We start from the raw sequence: 17,294 nt of genomic DNA, 5'->3' as shown, positions 1-17,294 counted from the left end.
GAGAGCCCGATGTCCGACGCCACCCAGGTCGCCACCCCGGCGGCAGGCGCCCCGAAAGCCGAGGCAACCGGAGCGTCCACGGTCGCACCGGGCGCCCAGGCCGCGCCGGCGGCCGTCAAGATCGTCGCCCGCGACGTCAACGTGTTCTACGGCGAGAAACACGCCCTGAAGCACGTCGACCTCGACATCAACGAGAACGAGGTGACGGCGCTGATCGGCCCGTCCGGCTGCGGCAAGTCGACCTTCCTGCGCTGCCTGAACCGCATGAACGACGTGATCGACATCTGCCGGGTGACCGGCTCGATCACCCTCGACGGTTCCGACGTCTACGACCCGTCGCTCGACGTCGTGCAGCTGCGCGCCCGGGTCGGCATGGTGTTCCAGAAGCCGAACCCGTTCCCGAAGTCGATCTACGACAACGTCGCCTACGGCCCGCGCATCCACGGCATCGCCCGCAGCAAGAGCGAGCTCGACGCGATCGTCCACCACAGCCTGGAGCGCGCCGGCCTGATCAAGGAGGTGCACGACCGGCTCGACCAGCCGGGCACCGGCCTGTCCGGCGGCCAGCAGCAGCGGCTGTGCATCGCCCGCGCGATCGCGGTCAATCCCGAGGTCATCCTGATGGACGAGCCGTGCTCGGCGCTCGACCCGATCGCGACCGCCAAGATCGAGGAGCTGATCGACGAGCTGCGCGAGAACTTCACGATCGTCATCGTCACCCACTCGATGCAGCAGGCCGCCCGGGTGTCGCAGCGCACCGCGTTCTTCCACCTCGGCGACCTGGTCGAGGTCGGCGACACCGAGCAGATATTCACCAATCCCCGGGACAGCCGGACCCAGGGCTACATCACCGGCCGTTTCGGCTGACCCGGCGACCCGACGCGAGGACACGCACCATGGCGGACCAACACATCGTCAAGCAGTTCGACGAGGAGCTGGACGAGATGCGGGCGACCATCGCCCAGATGGGCGGGATGGTCGAGCAGCAGATGACCAACGCCATCATGGCCATCAGCCGGCGCGACGAGGTCATGGCGAAGCGCTGCCAGGAGGCCGATTCCGAGATCGACGCCATGGAGGACAAGATCGAGGCGCTGACCACCCGCATGCTGGCGCTGCGCCAGCCGGTGGCGCTCGACCTGCGGGCGATCCTGGCGGCCCTGAAGATCGCCCACAACCTGGAGCGCATGGGCGACTACGCCAAGAACGTCGCCAAGCGCGCCTCGGCGCTGGCCCAGCTGCCCGAGGTCGGTCCGGTCAACGGCATCGTCCGGATGGGCCGGCTGACCCACGGCATCATCAAGGACGTCCTGGACGCCTACGCCGAACCGAACGTCGACAAGGCGGTCGCGGCGTGGACCCGCGACCAGGAAATCGACCAGATGTACAACAGCCTGTTCCGCGAGCTCCTCACCTACATGATGGAGGATCCGCGCAACATCACGGCCTGCGCGCATCTGCTGTTCGTCGCCAAGAACATCGAGCGGATCGGCGACCACGCCACCAACATCGCCGAGACCGTGTACTTCCAGGAGAAGGGCACCCGGCTCGAGGGCCTGCGGCCGAAGAGCGACCGCACCAGCTACGCGGTCGTCGAGCCGCCGGAGGCCGATGAGGCGATCTGAGGAGGCACCGTCGAGCATGACCATGAAGCCGCTGATCCTGATCGTCGAGGACGAGGCCCCGATCGTCACCCTGCTGCGCTACAACCTGGAGCGCGAGGGGTTCCGGGTGATCGAGGCGAGCGACGGCGAGGAGGCCCTGCTGCTGGCCGCCGAGCGCAAGCCCGACCTGGTCCTGCTGGACTGGATGCTGCCGCTGTTGTCCGGCATCGAGGTCTGCCGGCGCCTGCGCCGGGCCGCCGATTCCCGCAACGTGCCGATCATCATGCTGACCGCGCGCGGCGAGGAGGGCGACCGGGTGCGCGGCCTGAACTCCGGCGCCGACGACTACGTGACCAAGCCGTTCAGCCCGTCCGAGCTGGTCGCCCGGGTGCGGGCGGTGCTGCGCCGGGCCCGGCCGTCGACCGACGAGGAGACCCTGCGCTACGGCGACCTGCTGATGGACCTCGCCTCGCACCGGGTGAAACGCAGCGACCGCGACATCCACCTCGGCCCGACCGAGTTCCGGCTGCTGCGCCACTTCCTGGAGCACCCGGGCCGGGTGTTCTCGCGCGAGCAGCTGCTGGACACGGTCTGGGGCCCGGACGTCTACGTCGAGCCGCGCACCGTCGACGTGCACATCCGCCGCCTGCGCAAGGCCCTGAACGCCGAGCAGGACGACGACCTGATCCGCACCGTCCGCTCGGCCGGCTACGCCCTCGACGCCGCCGGCGCGCTGGCCTGACCGGTCAGAGCGCCGCCAGCGCGGCCCCGTAGGCGGCCAGCGCGGCGGCCCCGAAGCAGCAGAACGTCACCCGCTGGACCCGCGGCTCGCCGGCCAGCACCTCGGCCACGGTGGCGACGGCGATCCGCGTCGCGTCCTCCAGCGGGTAGCCGTAGACGCCGGTCGAGATCGCCGGGAACGCCACGGTCCGGGCGTTGTGCTCGACGGCAAGCGCCAGGCTGTTGCGGTAGCACGCCGCCAGCAGCGCCGGCTCGCCGCGGCCGCCGCCCTGCCAGACCGGGCCGACGGTGTGGATCACGAACCGCGCCGGCAGCCGGAAGCCCGGGGTGATCCGGGCCTCGCCGGTCGGGCAGCCGCCGAGCGCCCGGCAGGCCGCCAGCAGTTCCGGCCCGGCCGCCCGGTGGATGGCGCCGTCGACCCCGCCACCGCCGAGCAGCCGCTCGTTGGCGGCGTTGACGATGGCGTCGACCGCCAGGGTAGTGATGTCGGCCTCGACGGCTTCCAGGCGGTCCCCGACGTCGGTCATGCCGGTTCCTCCGCGGGCTTCTTCGCGACGGGCGAAGGCGGGAACAGCCGCATCAGCACCACCAGCAGGGCCAGCCCCGGTACCGCGATCGCCGTCGAGGCAACGAAGAACGGCACCCAGCCGAGCTGCTCGGCCACCCAGCCGGACGGCGACGACAGCACGGTGCGGCCGAACGCCATGAACGAGCTCAGCAGGGCGTACTGAGTGGCGGTGAAGGCGACGTTGGTGAGCTGCGACAGATACGCGATGAAGGCCGCGGTGCCCATCCCGCCGGTGGCGTTCTCGACGCCGATGGTGATCACCAGCATCCAGACCTCGTGGCCGACCGCGGCCTGTGCCGCGAACACCAGGTTGGAGGCGGCCTGCAGCACGCCGCAGATCAGCAGCGCCCACATCAGCCCGAGCCGCCGCACCATGATGCCGCCGACCACCAGCCCGCCCAGCAGGGCGAACAGGCCGAACACCTTGGTGACCTCGGCGATCTCGGTCTTGCTGAAGCCGACGTCGATGTAGAACGGGTTGGTCATGGCGCCGAGGAAGGCGTCGCCGAGCTTGTACAGCAGGATGAACAGCAGGGTCAGCAGCGCCCAGGGCCGGGCCAGGAACTCGGCGAACGGCGCCACCACCGCGTCGCGGAACCACGCCGCCGCCTTCTCCGCGGAGCCTTCGCCGGCAAACGCCGGCAGCGCCGGCGCCGGCGGCTCCGGGCTCAGCAGGACGGTCGCCAGCCCGACCAGCATCAGCGCCGCCATCGCCAGATAGGCGTGGAACCAGCCGAAACTGTCGGCCAGCAGCAGCGCCCCGGCGCCGGCCGCCAGGATCCCGACCCGGTAGCCGAGCACGTAGGCGGCGGCTCCGGCGCCCTGCTCGGTCTCCTCAAGGCTCTCGATGCGATAGGCGTCGATCACGATGTCCTGGCTGGCCGAGAAGAACGCCACCAGCACCCCGAACAGCGCCATCATCAGCGGGCTGGCGATCGGGTTGGTGGTGCCCAGCCCGACCAGCGTGGCGATCAGCATCACCTGCGTCGCCAGCATCCAGCCGCGCCGCCGGCCGAGCAGCCCGGTCAGCGGCGGCAGCGCCAGCCGGTCCATGGCCGGGGCCCACAGGAACTTCACCGTGTAGGGCAGGCCGACCAGCGAGAACAGGCCGATCGAGGTCAGGTCGACCCCGACCTCGCGCATCCAGGTGCTCAGCGTCGAGAACGACAGCAGCAGCGGCAGGCCGGACGAGAAGCCGAGCAGCAGCACCACCAGCACCCGGCGCCGCAGGTACAGCGTCAGGGTGTCGCGGATCGCCGCCGCCCTGGCCCCACCCGCCCGGCTCTCGCTGACCATGCCGGGTGCCTCAGCCGAGCGTCTTCGCCACCAGCGCCTTCAGGTCGGCCTCCGGGCGGGCGCCGTAGTGCGAGATCACCTCGGCGGCGCACAGCCCGCCGAGCCGCCCGCAGCTGGCGACGTCCCGGCCCTGGGTGTAGCCGTACAGGAAGCCGGCGGCGTACAGGTCGCCGGCGCCGGTGCTGTCGACAACCCGCTCGGCCCTCTCGGCGTCGAGCACGTGGACCTCGTCCCGGTGCATCACCACCGAGCCCTTCTCGCTGCGGGTCAGGGCCGCCGTTTCGACTTCGAAACGCACCTTCTGGAGGGCCTCGTCGAAGCTGTCGGTCTCGAACAGCGAGACGATCTCGTGCTCGTTGGCGAACAGGATGTCGACGTGGTGCCGCACCAGCTCCTGGAACTCCTTGCGGTGGCGGTCCACGCAGAACGGGTCGGACAGGCTGAGCGCGACCTTGCCGCCGGTCTCGTGGGCGATCCTGGCCGCCTTCAGGAACGCCTCCTTGGCCTGCGGCGGATCCCACAGATAGCCCTCGAGGTAGACCACCTGGGCGTCGGCGATCATCGCCGGGTCGATGTCGTCCGGCGTCAGGTTCACGCAGGCGCCGAGATAGGTGTTCATCGAGCGCTGGGCGTCCGGCGTGACCAGTACCAGGCAGCGCGCCGTCGGCGGGCCGTCGGCCGCCGGCGCGGTCTCGAAGCGCACGCCCTGGGCGGTGATGTCGTGCCGGAACACCTTGCCCAGCGTGTCGTCGCTGACCTTGCCGACGTAGCCGGTGCGGGCTCCCAGCGCCGCCAGCCCGGCGGCGGTGTTGCCGGCCGAGCCGCCGGAAACCTCCAGTCCCGGCGGCATGGCGTCGTACAGCGCGTCGCTGCGCGCGGTGTCGATCAGCGTCATGGCGCCGCGCTCGACGCCGTGGGTTTCGAGAAACGCATCGTCGATGCGGGCGATCACGTCGACGATCGCATTGCCGATCGCGACGACATCCAGACTCTTCGGCATTCAGTTCCTCCAGGGTCCCGGGGGATCGCCCGGCCGGGGGCCGATGGCCCGGCCGCGGCGGCGCCAATCTAGCGGCGCCAGCGGCGCAGGGGAACCCGGCCCCCGGCCGGCCGGTCGATTTCGCCCGCTGCCCGCCTGCGGATCGGCGCGTTCGGGCGCGCGCCACGCGGCGAGCGCCCTTGCGGCCGGGCGGGCGGCATGGTTATTCCGCACCGACCGAAGCCATCGGAGGTTTGGATGTTCCAGTCCATCGCGCGAACGCTGGGCCAACTCGGCGATCCCCGGCTGCGCGGCGTGCTGGCGATCGCGGTCGCCGCGACGCTCGGGCTGATCCTGGCGCTGGCGATCGCGGTCGGCGCCGGCATCGACGCCCTGCAGGCGACCGGCATCGACTGGCTGGATGGCACGCTCAGCGTCACCGGCGCGATCGTCACCGTGGTCCTGGCCTTCCTGTTCTTCCCCGGCATGGTGCAGGTGATCAGCGGGCTGTTCGCCGACAGCGTCGCCGAAGCCGTCGAGGCCCGGCACTATCCCGGCCTCGGGGCCGCCCGGCACCAGACGATCGGGGAGATTCTCGCCGATTCGCTGCAGTTCGCGGCGGTGTCGATCGGCCTGAACCTGCTGGTCCTGCCGCTCTACCTGCTGCTTCCCGGCCTCAATCTCCTGCTGTTCTACGGGCTGAACGGCTACCTGCTGGGCCGCGAATACGCCGAGATGGTCGCGCTGCGGCGCTACGACCGCTCCGGCGTCAAGGCGTTCCGCAAGCAGAATCAAGGCGCTCTGTTCACGGCCGGGGTGGCGATCGCGGTCTTGACCACGATTCCGGTGCTCAATCTCGCGACCCCGGTCCTGGCCACCGCCTTCGCCCTGCACGAGTTCGAACGGCTGCGCCACCGGGGCGTCCCGGGCGGGGAAATTCGTGCAACGCCGCATTGACCTGTTGCGATTTAGCACCGTTCAAGGATAATCTCGATATGGCAGGTGGTTAGGGCGACGGGTTTCCAAAGGAGATTAAAATATGTTCGGGCGCCGCAAACCCATTGAGTCCGCATCGCGAAATGAGGCATCACTGGCGGGTGGCTGGAAGGCCGGTCCGGCGGAAGCCAAGGGTCCGACCCTGGTTTCCGACAACGCCGCCACCGGAAGCGACTCGAGCCCCGACAAGCCCACGCCGGAAACCACGAAAGGCCCCGACATGTCGACCCAGCCGACGTCCAAGCCGCCGAGCGGCGGCATCGTTCCCGAGATCCCGCGCCGCGCCGCCGTCGACAACATCGCCGGCACCCCGGTCCGCAAGCCGACGCCGCGCGCCAACGTCGAGAGCAAGCGCCTGCTGGTCGGCCGCGACATCTCGCTGGCCGGCGAGATCACGGCCTGCGACGTGCTGGTGGTCGAAGGCACCGTCGAGGCGACCCTCGAGCAGAGCCAGATGCTGGAGGTGACCGACAGCGGCACCTTCCGCGGCAAGGTGCAGATCGAGGAAGCGGTCATCGCGGGCCTGTTCGAGGGCACCCTGACGGCGCGCGACAAGCTGACCGTGAAGAGCACCGGCCGGATCGTCGGGACCGTGCGGTTCGGCCAGCTCGAGGTCGAGCTCGGCGGCGTGATCAAGGGCGACACCGGCCCGCTCGACGAGCCGATCAAGGACGTCCAGGCGATCGGCGAACCGAAGGCGACGGTGGCCGAATGAACCGACTGCTCGGTGCGTTGACCGCCGCCGCGGCGGCCTTGGTGCTGGCCGGCTGCGTGACCACGCCGGCGCCTGGGCCGCAGGCCGCGTCGCGGCCCGCCGCCGGCCCGGTCCGGCCGGCGTCGACCGGCACGGCCGTGGTGACGGCGCCACCGAGCGAGGCGGAACGCAACCCCGATCGGCTGCGCGGCCTCGACCCTGACGGGGTCGCCCGGCTGATCGGGATGCCCGACTACGTCCGGCGCGAGGGCGGCGCCACGGTCTGGCAGTACCACGCCGGCGCCTGCGTGATGGACCTGTTCTGGTACAAGTCGACCGCCGGCCTCCGGCTGGTCCACTACGAGGTCCGCGGCCTGCGGCTGGCCGCCGTCGCGGAACCCAGCAGCTGCCTCGGCGACCTGATCGTCAACCAGCGGCAGGAGGCCGCCACCAGCTGAGGGCGACCGCCCTCTCTCAGGCCGGCTCCTCGGTCTTGTCCGGATAGTTGCAGAACGCCCGCGCCACACAGCGCGGGCATGCCGGCTTGCGCGCCTTGCAGATGTAGCGCCCGTGCAGGATCAGCCAGTGGTGGGCGTGCCGCAGGAAGCGCGGCGGGACCCGCTTCAGCAGCGCCTTCTCGACCGCCAGCGGGGTCTTGCCCGGCGCCATGCCGGTTCTGTTGGCGACCCGGAACAGATGGGTATCGACGGCGATCGTCGGCTCGCCGAAGGCGGTGTTGAGCACCACGTTGGCGGTCTTGCGGCCGACCCCCGGCAGCGCCTCCAGGGCCTCGCGGTCGCGCGGCACCTCGCCGCCGTGCTCGGCGATCAGCCTGGCGCACAGCGCGACCACGTTCTTCGCCTTGGCGTTGAACAGGCCGATGGTCTTGATGTGCTCGCGCACGCCGTCCTCGCCGAGCGCCAGCATCTTCTGCGGCGTGTCGGCGATCGGGAACAGCTTGGCCGTGGCCTTGTTCACCCCGGTGTCGGTCGCCTGCGCCGACAGCACCACCGCGACCAGCAGGGTGAACGGGTTGACGTACTCCAGCTCGCCCTCCGGCTCCGGGTTGGCGGCCTCCAGGGCGGCGAAGAAGCCTTCCACCTGGGCGTTGGTCATGCGTCGGGCCATGGCGCGCTCTCGCTGTCGGTCGGGCCGCTAGAGGATGCCGAGGCGCCCGGCGATGTCCAGCCGCTTTGACCTGCGGCCCCGGAGGGCGCATATCTGCGCCATGAGCCTCTCGCCGCCCGCCTCCTCCGACGCGGCGCCGGCCGATGCCCGGCCGTTGCTCGACGTCGTGGTGTATCCGCATCGCAGCCTGGGCCCGACAGGGTTCCTGGTGCTGATGGCGGTGCTGATCGCCTGCTCGTTCACCGTCGGGCTGGTCTTCTACCTGAGCGGCGCCTGGCCGGTGGTCGGCTTCCTCGGGCTCGACGTCCTGATCGTGTATGTGGCGTTCCGGCTGAACTACCGGGCGGCCAGGGCCTACGAAACGGTCCGGCTGACGACGGCGGCGCTGGAGATCACCAAGGTCGACCCCCGCGGCCGCCGGCGAAGCGCCACCCTGCAGCCCTACTGGCTGGCGGTCGACATGGACGACCCGCCGCGCCGCGACAGCCGGCTGACGCTGCGCACCCACGGGCGGCGGCTGGAGATCGGCGGCTTCCTGACCCCCGACGAGAAGCTCGACCTGGCCCGCGCCCTGCGCCGCGCCCTGGACCAGGCGCGCCGGCCGCCGGCCGCCGTCCAGCCGCACTGACGACTGCGATCCGCTGCCGCGTACGGGCTGGGCTGCCGCGTCTCGACGGACGGGTGCCGTTGACCTCGCTCAATGCGCGGACCGATGCTACGGCGGATCGTCCGCGCTCCGCTGCAGTGCGGCATCACGGCCCGTCGAGAGCGAGTGCGACGATGAAGGTTCCCATCCGGCCGATCCTTTCAGTCCTGGCGGTCGTCGCCCTGCTGGCCGCCGGCGGCTACGCCTGGTGGGACGGCCGGTCGCGGCTGCCCGAGGACATCGCCGTCGGCAACGGCCGGATCGAGGCGGAGATCGTGCACGTCGCCTCGAAGAGCGCCGGCCGGGTGGTCGAGGTCAGGGTGCAGGAGGGCGATACCGTCGAGGCCCGGCAGATCGTGGCGGTGATGGATTCCCGCGAGCTGCAGGCCAGCCTGGCCCGGGCCAGGGCCGAGTTGGCGCAGGCCGGCGAGGACAAGGCCGAGGCCGAGGCGCAGATCGTCGAGAAGACCAGCCTGCTGCGGTTCGCCGAGCGCGAACTGGAGCGGGCGACCGAGCTGCTGGCGAGTGGCCACACCGCCCAGGAGCGCGTCGACCAGCGCCGCGCCGAGCGCGACAGCCTGGCCGCCGGTCTGCGTGCCGCCCGGGCCCGCAAGGCCGCCGCCGAGCGCGCCGAGGAGGCCGACCAGGCCGAGGTCGAGCGGATCCAGGCGCAGCTCGACGACACCGTGCTGCGGGCGCCGCGCGCCGGCCGGGTGCAGTACCGGCTGGCCGAGCCCGGCGAGGTGCTGGCCGCCGGCGGCCGGGTGCTGACCATCGCCGACCTGACCGACGTGACCATGACGATCTTCCTGCCGACCCTCGAGGCCGGTCGGCTGGCGATCGGCTCGGAGGCGCGGATCGTCCTGAATGCCGCGCCGGAGTACGTGTTCCCGGCCAGGGTCGGCTTCGTCGCCGACACCGCGCAGTTCACGCCGCGCGAGGTCGAGACCCGCAGCGAGCGCGACAAGCTGATGTTCCGGGTCAAGCTCCGGATCGCCCCGGAGCTGCTGCGGCAGTACGCCGAGCGGGTCAAGCCGGGGCTCCCGGGCGACGCCTACGTCCTGCTGGCGCCGGATGCCGAATGGCCGGAGAACCTTGCCGTCCGGCTGCCGCCGGCCGACCGATGACCGCCCCGGCCGTCCGCCTGCGCCGGGTCGGCCACCGCTACGGCTCCGTCACCGCGCTGCGCGACGTCGACCTCGAGCTGCCGGCCGGCGGCACCGTGGGGATCATCGGCCCGGACGGCGTCGGCAAGTCGACGCTGCTGGGGTTGATCGCCGGGGCCCGTCGCATCCAGCGAGGGCGGGTCGAGGTGCTGGGCGGCGACCTGGCCGACGACCGCCACCGCCGGGCGGTCTGCCCGCGCATCGCCTACATGCCACAGGGGCTCGGCCGGAACCTGTACGCCGAGCTCAGCGTGCACGAGAACCTGGCGTTCTTCGGCCGGCTGTTCGGGCTCGCCCGGGCCGAGCGGGAAGCGAGGATCGCCGACCTGCTGGCGGCCACCGGCCTGGACCCGTACCCCGATCGGCGGGCCGGCCACCTGTCGGGCGGCATGCGCCAGAAGCTCGGCCTGTGCTGCGCGCTGATCCACGACCCGGACCTGCTGATCCTCGACGAGCCGACCACCGGCGTCGACCCGCTGTCGCGCCGGCAGTTCTGGGAGCTGATCGACCGTATGCGCGCCGGCCGGCCCGGCATGACCGTGCTGGCCTCAACCGCGTACATGGACGAGGCGGAGCGGTTCGCCGACCTGGTCGCCGTGCACGACGGGGCGGTGCTGGCCACCGGTACGCCGGCCGAGCTGCGGGCGCGCACCGGGACCGACAGCCTGGAGGCCGCCTTCATCGCCCTGCTGCCGGAGGACCAGCGCGGCGACGCGGTCCCGCTGGTGATCCCGCCGCGGCCCGAGGCGCACGCCACGCCGGTGATCGTGGCGCGCGGCCTGACCCGCCGATTCGGCGACTTCACCGCGGTCGACCACGTCGAGTTCGAGATCGAGCGCGGCGAGATCTTCGGGTTCCTCGGCTCGAACGGCTGCGGCAAGACCACCACCATGAAGATGCTGACCGGCCTGCTGCCGGCGACCGAGGGCGAGGCCTTCGTGCTGGGCCGCCCGGTCGGCAACGGCGGGGCCGGGGCCGGCGGCCTCGAGACCCGGCGGCGGGTCGGCTACATGTCGCAGAGCTTCTCGCTGTACGGCGAACTGACGGTCGCCCAGAACCTCGACCTGCACGCCCGGCTGTTCGGGCTCGACGACCGCCACCGCGAGCAGCGGACCGCCGCCGAGATCGAGCATTTCGGGCTGCGGGACGTGCTCGACAAGCTGCCGGACGAGCTGCCGCTCGGCGTGCGCCAGCGGCTGTCGCTGGCGGTGGCGGTGATCCACGAGCCGGAGATCCTGATCCTCGACGAGCCGACCTCCGGCGTCGACCCGCTGGCCCGCGACCGGTTCTGGCGGCTGCTGGCCGCGCTGTCGCGCGAGCGCGGGGTGACGATCTTCGTGTCCACCCACTTCATGAACGAGGCGGCGCGCTGCGACCGGGTGGCGCTGATGCACGACGGCCGGGTGCTCGCCTGCGACACCCCCGAGGCGATCCGCCGGTCGGCCGGCGCCGACAGCCTCGAGGACGCCTTCATCGCCCGGTTGCTCGAGGCCAGCCCCGAGCCCGCCCCGGCGGCCCCGGGGCCGCCTGCCGCGACCGGGGCGGCCGATGCCGTGCGGTCGATCGACAGCGGGACCAGTGCCTGGCGGCGGCTCTACGCCTACAGCCTGCGCGAGGCCCTGGAAGTCATGCGCGACCCGGTTCGGCTGGCGTTCTCGCTGCTCGGCACCGCCTTCCTGATGCTGGTGTTCGGTTACGGTATCTCCTACGACATCGAGCGCCTGAACTACGCGGTGCTCGACGGCGACCGCAGCGCCGAGAGCCGGACCGTGCTCGAGGGCTTCCGCGGCTCGCGCTACTTCGTCGAGCAGCCGCCGCTGGCCGACCACGCCGACATCGACCGGCGGCTGATGCGCGGCGACCTCGCGCTCGCCATCGAGATCCCGCCCGGCTTCGGGCGCGACCTGCAGCGCGGCCGGATTCCCGAGATCGGGGTGTGGATCGACGGCAGCATGCCGTTCCGGGCCGAGACCATCCGGGGCTACGTCCAGGGGCTGGAGGTCACCTACCTGGACGACCTCGCCCGGCGCGCCAGCGGCGCCAGGCTGCCGGTCGACGTCGCCGAGATCCAGGCTCGGTTCCGCTACAACCAGGACTTCCGCAGCATCAACGCCATGGCGCCGTCCAACCTGGCGCTGCTGCTGGTGTTCATCCCGGCGATCCTGACCGCGGTCGGGGTCGTGCGGGAGAAGGAGATGGGGTCGATCACCAACCTGTACGTCACCCCGGTGACCCGGCTGGAGTTCCTGCTCGGCAAGCAGCTGCCCTACGTGGCGATCGCCATGGTCAACTTCCTGGTGATGGTGGCGATCGCCACCCTGGTGTTCGGGGTGCCGGTGCGCGGCAGCTTCCCGACCCTGGTCGCCGGCGCCCTGATCTACGTGCTGGCGACCACCGGGATCGGGCTGCTGATGTCGACCTTCACCCGCACCCAGGTCGCCGCGCTGTTCGGGACGGCGATCCTGACCGCGGTGCCGACCGTGCAGTTCTCCGGCCTGCTGCAGCCGGTCTCGTCCCTGCAGGGCGGCGCCCAGGTGATCGGGACGCTGTTCCCGGCCACCTATTTCATGAAGATCAGCGTCGGCACCTTCACCAAGGCCCTGGGGTTCGTCGACCTGCTGCCGCAGTTCGCGGCCCTGGCGCTGTTCTTCCCGATCCTGCTGGTCGCGGCGGTGCTGCTGCTGCGCGGCCAGGATCGCTGAGCGCGGAGCGCGGCCATGCAGCGACTGCGCGCGATCTTCCACCTGGGGGTCAAGGAACTGCGCAGCCTGCGGCGCGACCCGGTGATGATCGGCCTGATCGTCTGGGCGTTCAGCCTGGCGATCTACACCGCCGCCAACGGCGTCCCCCAGGACCTGCGGAACGCGTCGGTCGCGGTGGTCGACCAGGACCGCTCGCAGCTCTCGACCCGGATCCGCCAGGCGCTGCTGCCGCCGCAGTTCAAGCCGCCGGTGCTGATCGACTTCGACGAGATCGATGCGGGCATGGACAGCGGCCGCTACACCTTCGTTCTGGTGTTTCCGCCGCGCTTCGAGGCCGACGTGCTGGCCGGCAACCGGCCGAGCCTGCTGCTGGAGATCGACGCCACCGCCTCGATGCAGGCCGGCATCGGCCGCGCCTACATCACCCGGATCGTCGCCCAGGAGATCGCCGGTTACCTGAACATCGACGGCGGCGCCCCCCCGGTCGACCTGACCGTGCGCATCGACTTCAACCCGAACCTGGAATCCGCCTGGTTCACCAGCGTGATGACGCTGATCCAGAACGTCACCATGCTGTCGATCGTGCTGACCGGGGCGGCGTTCATCCGCGAGCGCGAGCACGGCACCATCGAGCACCTGCTGGTGATGCCGCTGACCCCGATGCAGATCATGCTGGCCAAGGTCTGGGCCAGCGGGCTGGTGATCCTGATCGCGGTGGCGGTCAGCCTGTGGGTGGTGATCGAGCGGCTGCTGGCGGTCGAGGTCGCCGGCTCGGTGCCGCTGTTCCTGGCCGGCACCGCGCTCTACCTGCTGTTCTCGACCAGCCTGGGAATTTTCCTGGCGACCCTGGCGCGGTCGATGCCGCAGTTCGGGCTGCTGTTCATCCTGGTGGCGCTGCCGATGAACATGCTGTCGGGCGGCAACACCCCGATCGAGAGCCAGCCCGAGACCCTGCAGACCCTGATGCAGGCGGTGCCGTCGGCCCACTACGTGGCGTTCGCCCAGGCCATCCTGTACCGCGGCGCCGGCTTCGAGGCGGTGTGGCCGCAATTCGCCGCGACCCTGGGCATCGCCGGGCTGTTTTTCGCGTTCGCCGCCGCCCGGTTCCGCCGCAGCATCGCCGCGATGGGGTAGCCCTTCGAGGGCCGCCGCCTCTCCTTCGGGTTGATCGAGCGACGGGGCAGCCGGTGGGTTCCGGATGCGTCCCGCCTTCGTCGGGCCGCTCCGGAATGACGACAGGGAGGGAAACCTCCCGTTCGATTGTCGTCATTCCGGGCGGACGCGACGCCCTCGTCGCGGTCGATCCGGAACCCGCGAAGCGACGGGCGGATAGCGCCCGGCCCTACAGGATGAACCGGCTGAGGTCGGCGTCCTTGGCCAGCTCGCCGACCCGGCTGCGGACCAGCTCGGCGTCGACCGTGACGGTGTCGCCGGTGCGGTCGGAGGCGGTGAAGCTGATCTCCTCCAGCAGCTTCTCCAGCACCGTGTGCAGCCGCCGGGCGCCGATGTTCTCGACGCTGCGGTTGATCTCGACCGCCATGTCGGCGAGCGCGTCGATGGCGTCCTCGGTGAACACCAGGGTCAGGCCCTCGGTGCCGAGCAGCGCCTTGTACTGGGTCACCAGGCTGGCCTCCGGCTCGGTCAGGATGCGCCGGAAGTCGTCGCGGGTCAGCGCATTCAGCTCGACCCGGATCGGCAGCCGGCCCTGCAGCTCCGGCAGCAGGTCGGACGGCTTGGCCAAATGGAAGGCGCCGGAGGCGATGAACAGCACGAAGTCGGTCTTCACCGGGCCATGCTTGGTGGCGACCGTGGTGCCTTCGATCAGCGGCAGCAGGTCGCGCTGCACGCCCTCGCGGCTGACGTCGCCGCCGCGGCGCTCCTCGGTACGGGCGATCTTGTCGATCTCGTCGAGGAACACGATGCCGTTCTGCTCGACCGACTCGATGGCGGCGCGGGTCACCGTCTCCTGGTCCAGCAGGTTGTCGGCCTCCTCCTTGACCAGGATCTCGTAGGAGCTCGCCACCGTCATCCGGCGCTTGCGCTTCTGGCCGCCGAACGCCTTGCCGAGCATGTCGCCGAGGTCGATCATGCCCATCTGGGCGCCCGGCATGCCGGGGATGTCGAAGGTCGGCATGCCCTGCGGGGCGCCGCCGCTGACCTCGATTTCGATCTCGCGCTCGGCCAGCGCGCCCTCGCGCAGCAACTTGCGGAACTTCTGGCGGGTGTCGGCGCTGGCGTTCTGGCCGACCAGGGCGTCGACTACGCGCTCCTCGGCGGCCAGCTCGGCCTTGGCGTGGACCTCGCGGCGCATGCGCTCGCGGGTCATGCCGATCGCCGCCTCGACCAGGTCGCGGACGATCGACTCGACGTCCCGGCCGACATAGCCGACCTCGGTGAACTTGGTGGCCTCGACCTTGATGAACGGCGCCTCGGCCAGCCGCGCCAGCCGGCGTGCGATCTCGGTCTTGCCGACGCCGGTCGGGCCGATCATCAGGATGTTCTTCGGCAGGATCTCCTGGCGCAGCGCCTCCGGCAGCTGCTGGCGGCGCCAGCGGTTGCGCAGCGCGATGGCGACGGCGCGCTTGGCGTCGGCCTGGCCGACGATGAACCGGTCGAGCTCGGAGACGATCTCGCGGGGGGAGAAGGCGGTCATCGGGGTTCCCCCAGTTACAGGGCTTCGAGGGTGACGCGGTCGTTGGTGTAGATGCAGATGTCGGCGGCGATGCCCATGGCCTTGCGGGCGATCGCCTCGGCATCCATGTCCGGCCGGTCGGCCAGCGCCCGGGCGGCCGCCAGCGCGAAGGCACCGCCGGAGCCGATGCCGATCAGCCCGTCCTCGGGCTCCAGCACGTCGCCGGTGCCGGACAGGATCAGCGACACGTCGGCGTCGACCACCGCCATCATCGCCTCCAGCCGGCGCAGGTAGCGGTCGGTGCGCCAGTCCTTGGCGAGCTCGACGCAGGCCCGCATGAGCTGGCCCGGATGCTGCTCCAGCTTGGCCTCCAGCCGCTCGAACAGGGTGAAGGCGTCGGCCGTCGCCCCGGCGAACCCGGCGATCACCTGGCCGCCGGCCAGCCGCCGCACCTTGCGGGCGCCGGCCTTGATCACGGTGTTGCCGAAGGTGACCTGGCCGTCGCCGGCGACCACGACGCGGCCGTCCTTGCGCACCGACAGGATGGTGGTGCCGTGCCAGGGCGCGGCGGAGCGGGAGTCGGAAGTGTCGGTCATGGCGAACCGTCGGTGGGTGAACGTCCGCGGAATGTAAGGATCGGGCGCCGGGGATCAAGCGCGAGGGTATGCCGCCGCCGTCAGGCTGCCTCCCAGTCCTCGACCCGCAGCCCCGCTACGCGGTCGAACTCGCGCGCGTTGCGGGTCACGAGCACGAGATCGCGCGACCGCGCCTGCCCGGCGATCAGCACGTCGTAGGCGCCGATCGGCGTGCCGGCCGCCGCCAGCGCCGCCCGCACCTCGCCGGCGTGGCGGGCATCCTCCCGGTCGAAGCCGACGGTTTCGAACTGCAGGCCGTCGACGATCGCCACGTTGCGCTCCTGCCGCCGGCTCCGGAACGCACCGAAATACAGCTCGTGCGCGACGATCGCCGGCAGGCCGATGTCCGCCGGCGTGTGCTGCCGCGCCCGCTGCGACACCCGTCCAGCCGGATCGTTCAGCAGGGCGATCACGGCGTTGGTGTCGAGCAGGTAGCGCATCAGCGGAACAACCCGTCCAGTTCCGGTCGCTCCTGCCTCTCCGGCTGCTCTTCCGCGGCTTCACGGAAGTCGGCGTCGAGCGGTCCGGCCAGGGCGTCGAGCCAGCCCCAATCGGCCGGGATCGGCTCGAGGACGACCGCCGCACCGTGCCGTCGGATGCGGACTTCCTCGGTGTCGAAGCGGAAGGCCTTGGGAAGCCGTACCGCCTGCGACCGGCCGGACCAGAATACCTTCGCCGTCGGCATCTCGGTCTCCCGCTCATGAAGCGTGATATGTATCATATGGATATATCATCCCTGTTCCGCGATCCTCAAGAACCCACAACGAACCGCCAGGGTGCTTTTCCCCAAACCCTTCCCTGCCGCGCCGGTCGCTGGTAAACGTCGCGCCGTCCTCTGCCCGAGGCGACTCCTCGAGGAGACCGGCATGGCCCGAACAGCGACCGTCGAGCGCAACACCGCCGAGACCCGGATTTCCGGGACCGTCGACCTGGACGGCACCGGCGTCTACGACGTGAAGACCGGCATCGGCTTCCTGGACCACATGCTGGAGCAGCTGTCACGGCATTCGCTGATCGACCTGACACTGCGCGCCGAGGGCGACCTGCACATCGACTTCCACCACACCACCGAGGACAGCGGCTACGTGGTCGGCGCGGCGGTCGCCAAGGCACTCGGCGAGCGCAAGGGCATCACCCGCTACGGCGCCTGCCTGCTGCCGATGGACGAGGCCCTGACCCGGGTGGCGATCGACCTGTCGGGCCGGCCGTTCCTGTCGTGGGACGTGCCGATGCCGACCCAGAAGCTCGGCGACATGGACACCGAGCTGTTCAAGGAGTGGTTCCGCGCCTTCGCCCAGGCCGCCGGCGCGACCCTGCACGTCGACAGCCTGAAGGGCGAGAACACCCACCATATCGTCGAAACCTGCTACAAGGGCCTGGCACGCGCCCTGCGCGAGGCGGTCGAGATCGACCCCCGCAAGGCCGACGCCGTGCCCTCCACCAAGGGGGCGCTCCGCAGCGACTGAGCTGCGCCCCACTGACCCAGGTCCCGGATCGCTGTCCGGGA

At 71.0% G+C, this 17,294-nt stretch carries 19 protein-coding genes; 11 read left to right on the top strand and 8 right to left on the bottom strand.

Annotation, left to right across the window (positions count from 1 at the left end):
- Window positions 1-9 precede the first annotated feature (9 nt).
- The 3 genes from pstB to phoB are packed head-to-tail and all read left to right on the top strand — an operon-like array spanning window position 10 to window position 2,346.
- Window positions 10-867, top strand: coding sequence for a phosphate ABC transporter ATP-binding protein PstB (gene pstB, locus IE246_RS01220; protein WP_189987083.1), 858 nt, complete (start codon window positions 10-12; stop codon window positions 865-867).
- Between the two features lie 29 nt (window positions 868-896).
- Window positions 897-1,625 carry a phosphate signaling complex protein PhoU gene (phoU, locus tag IE246_RS01215; protein ID WP_189987081.1) on the top strand — a complete coding sequence of 243 codons (729 nt, stop codon included), beginning with the start codon at window positions 897-899 and terminating at the stop codon, window positions 1,623-1,625.
- A 22-nt stretch (window positions 1,626-1,647) separates the two neighbouring features.
- Window positions 1,648-2,346, top strand: coding sequence for a phosphate regulon transcriptional regulator PhoB (gene phoB, locus IE246_RS01210; protein WP_189987446.1), 699 nt, complete (start codon window positions 1,648-1,650; stop codon window positions 2,344-2,346).
- A gap of 4 nt (window positions 2,347-2,350) precedes the next feature.
- On the opposite strand, the gene IE246_RS01205 is transcribed toward phoB, so the two are convergent.
- The 3 genes from IE246_RS01205 to IE246_RS01195 are packed head-to-tail and all read right to left on the bottom strand — an operon-like array spanning window position 2,351 to window position 5,209.
- Entirely contained in the window at window positions 2,351-2,872 is a 522-nt protein-coding gene (locus tag IE246_RS01205; protein ID WP_189987080.1) for an O-acetyl-ADP-ribose deacetylase, read from the bottom strand.
- Window positions 2,869-4,209 carry an AmpG family muropeptide MFS transporter gene (locus tag IE246_RS01200; RefSeq protein ID WP_189987079.1) on the bottom strand — a complete coding sequence of 447 codons (1,341 nt, stop codon included), beginning with the start codon at window positions 4,207-4,209 and terminating at the stop codon, window positions 2,869-2,871. The genes IE246_RS01205 and IE246_RS01200 overlap by 4 nt, the downstream gene beginning before the upstream one ends.
- 10 nt (window positions 4,210-4,219) lie before the next feature.
- On the bottom strand, window positions 4,220-5,209 hold the full coding sequence (locus IE246_RS01195) for an adenosine kinase (protein WP_189987077.1): 990 nt from the start codon (window positions 5,207-5,209) through the stop codon (window positions 4,220-4,222).
- A 237-nt stretch (window positions 5,210-5,446) separates the two neighbouring features.
- On the opposite strand from IE246_RS01195, the gene IE246_RS01190 reads away from it, so the two are divergent.
- The 3 genes from IE246_RS01190 (at window position 5,447) to IE246_RS01180 (ending at window position 7,336) form a co-directional block, all read left to right on the top strand.
- Window positions 5,447-6,145: an EI24 domain-containing protein gene (locus IE246_RS01190; RefSeq protein ID WP_189987076.1), complete on the top strand. Its 699-nt coding sequence runs from the start codon at window positions 5,447-5,449 to the stop codon at window positions 6,143-6,145.
- A 259-nt stretch (window positions 6,146-6,404) separates the two neighbouring features.
- Entirely contained in the window at window positions 6,405-6,899 is a 495-nt protein-coding gene (locus IE246_RS01185) for a bactofilin family protein (protein WP_189987075.1), read from the top strand.
- Window positions 6,896-7,336 carry a hypothetical protein gene (locus IE246_RS01180; protein WP_189987074.1) on the top strand — a complete coding sequence of 147 codons (441 nt, stop codon included), beginning with the start codon at window positions 6,896-6,898 and terminating at the stop codon, window positions 7,334-7,336. Before IE246_RS01185 ends, IE246_RS01180 begins: the two co-directional genes overlap by 4 nt.
- Before the next feature lie 16 nt (window positions 7,337-7,352).
- Here IE246_RS01180 and nth read toward each other — a convergent pair whose 3' ends face one another.
- Window positions 7,353-7,994, bottom strand: coding sequence for an endonuclease III (nth, locus tag IE246_RS01175; RefSeq protein WP_506054836.1), 642 nt, complete (start codon window positions 7,992-7,994; stop codon window positions 7,353-7,355).
- Between the two features lie 112 nt (window positions 7,995-8,106).
- On the opposite strand from nth, the gene IE246_RS01170 reads away from it, so the two are divergent.
- From IE246_RS01170 to IE246_RS01155, 4 genes are all read left to right on the top strand, one after another.
- Window positions 8,107-8,634 carry a DUF2244 domain-containing protein gene (locus tag IE246_RS01170; protein WP_189987072.1) on the top strand — a complete coding sequence of 176 codons (528 nt, stop codon included), beginning with the start codon at window positions 8,107-8,109 and terminating at the stop codon, window positions 8,632-8,634.
- Window positions 8,635-8,786: 152 nt separating this feature from the next.
- Window positions 8,787-9,779, top strand: a complete 993-nt coding sequence (locus IE246_RS01165; RefSeq protein ID WP_189987071.1) for an HlyD family secretion protein — start codon at window positions 8,787-8,789, stop codon at window positions 9,777-9,779.
- A complete protein-coding gene (rbbA, locus tag IE246_RS01160; RefSeq protein WP_189987070.1) occupies window positions 9,776-12,520 on the top strand; it encodes a ribosome-associated ATPase/putative transporter RbbA in 2,745 nt (914 codons plus the stop codon). The genes IE246_RS01165 and rbbA overlap by 4 nt, the downstream gene beginning before the upstream one ends.
- 15 nt (window positions 12,521-12,535) lie before the next feature.
- Window positions 12,536-13,654, top strand: coding sequence for an ABC transporter permease (locus IE246_RS01155; protein ID WP_189987069.1), 1,119 nt, complete (start codon window positions 12,536-12,538; stop codon window positions 13,652-13,654).
- Window positions 13,655-13,862: 208 nt separating this feature from the next.
- Here IE246_RS01155 and hslU read toward each other — a convergent pair whose 3' ends face one another.
- The 4 genes from hslU to IE246_RS01135 form a co-directional block, all read right to left on the bottom strand.
- On the bottom strand, window positions 13,863-15,173 hold the full coding sequence (gene hslU, locus IE246_RS01150; protein ID WP_189987068.1) for an ATP-dependent protease ATPase subunit HslU: 1,311 nt from the start codon (window positions 15,171-15,173) through the stop codon (window positions 13,863-13,865).
- A gap of 14 nt (window positions 15,174-15,187) precedes the next feature.
- Entirely contained in the window at window positions 15,188-15,748 is a 561-nt protein-coding gene (gene hslV / locus IE246_RS01145; RefSeq protein WP_189987067.1) for an ATP-dependent protease subunit HslV, read from the bottom strand.
- A gap of 80 nt (window positions 15,749-15,828) precedes the next feature.
- The gene (locus IE246_RS01140) at window positions 15,829-16,227 is read right to left on the bottom strand and encodes a type II toxin-antitoxin system VapC family toxin (RefSeq protein WP_189987066.1); all 399 of its coding nucleotides are present in this window, start codon (window positions 16,225-16,227) and stop codon (window positions 15,829-15,831) included.
- Window positions 16,227-16,472, bottom strand: coding sequence for an antitoxin (locus IE246_RS01135; protein WP_189987065.1), 246 nt, complete (start codon window positions 16,470-16,472; stop codon window positions 16,227-16,229). The genes IE246_RS01140 and IE246_RS01135 overlap by 1 nt, the downstream gene beginning before the upstream one ends.
- Window positions 16,473-16,653: 181 nt before the next feature.
- On the opposite strand from IE246_RS01135, the gene hisB reads away from it, so the two are divergent.
- A complete protein-coding gene (gene hisB / locus IE246_RS01130) occupies window positions 16,654-17,253 on the top strand; it encodes an imidazoleglycerol-phosphate dehydratase HisB (protein WP_189987064.1) in 600 nt (199 codons plus the stop codon).
- Window positions 17,254-17,294: the final 41 nt, after the last annotated feature.

The organism is Thalassobaculum fulvum (assembly GCF_014652915.1).
Lineage (GTDB): Bacteria > Pseudomonadota > Alphaproteobacteria > Thalassobaculales > Thalassobaculaceae > Thalassobaculum_A > Thalassobaculum_A fulvum.
Note: the sequence above shows the minus strand (reverse complement) of the source record. Positions and strands in the feature narration are given on the sequence as shown.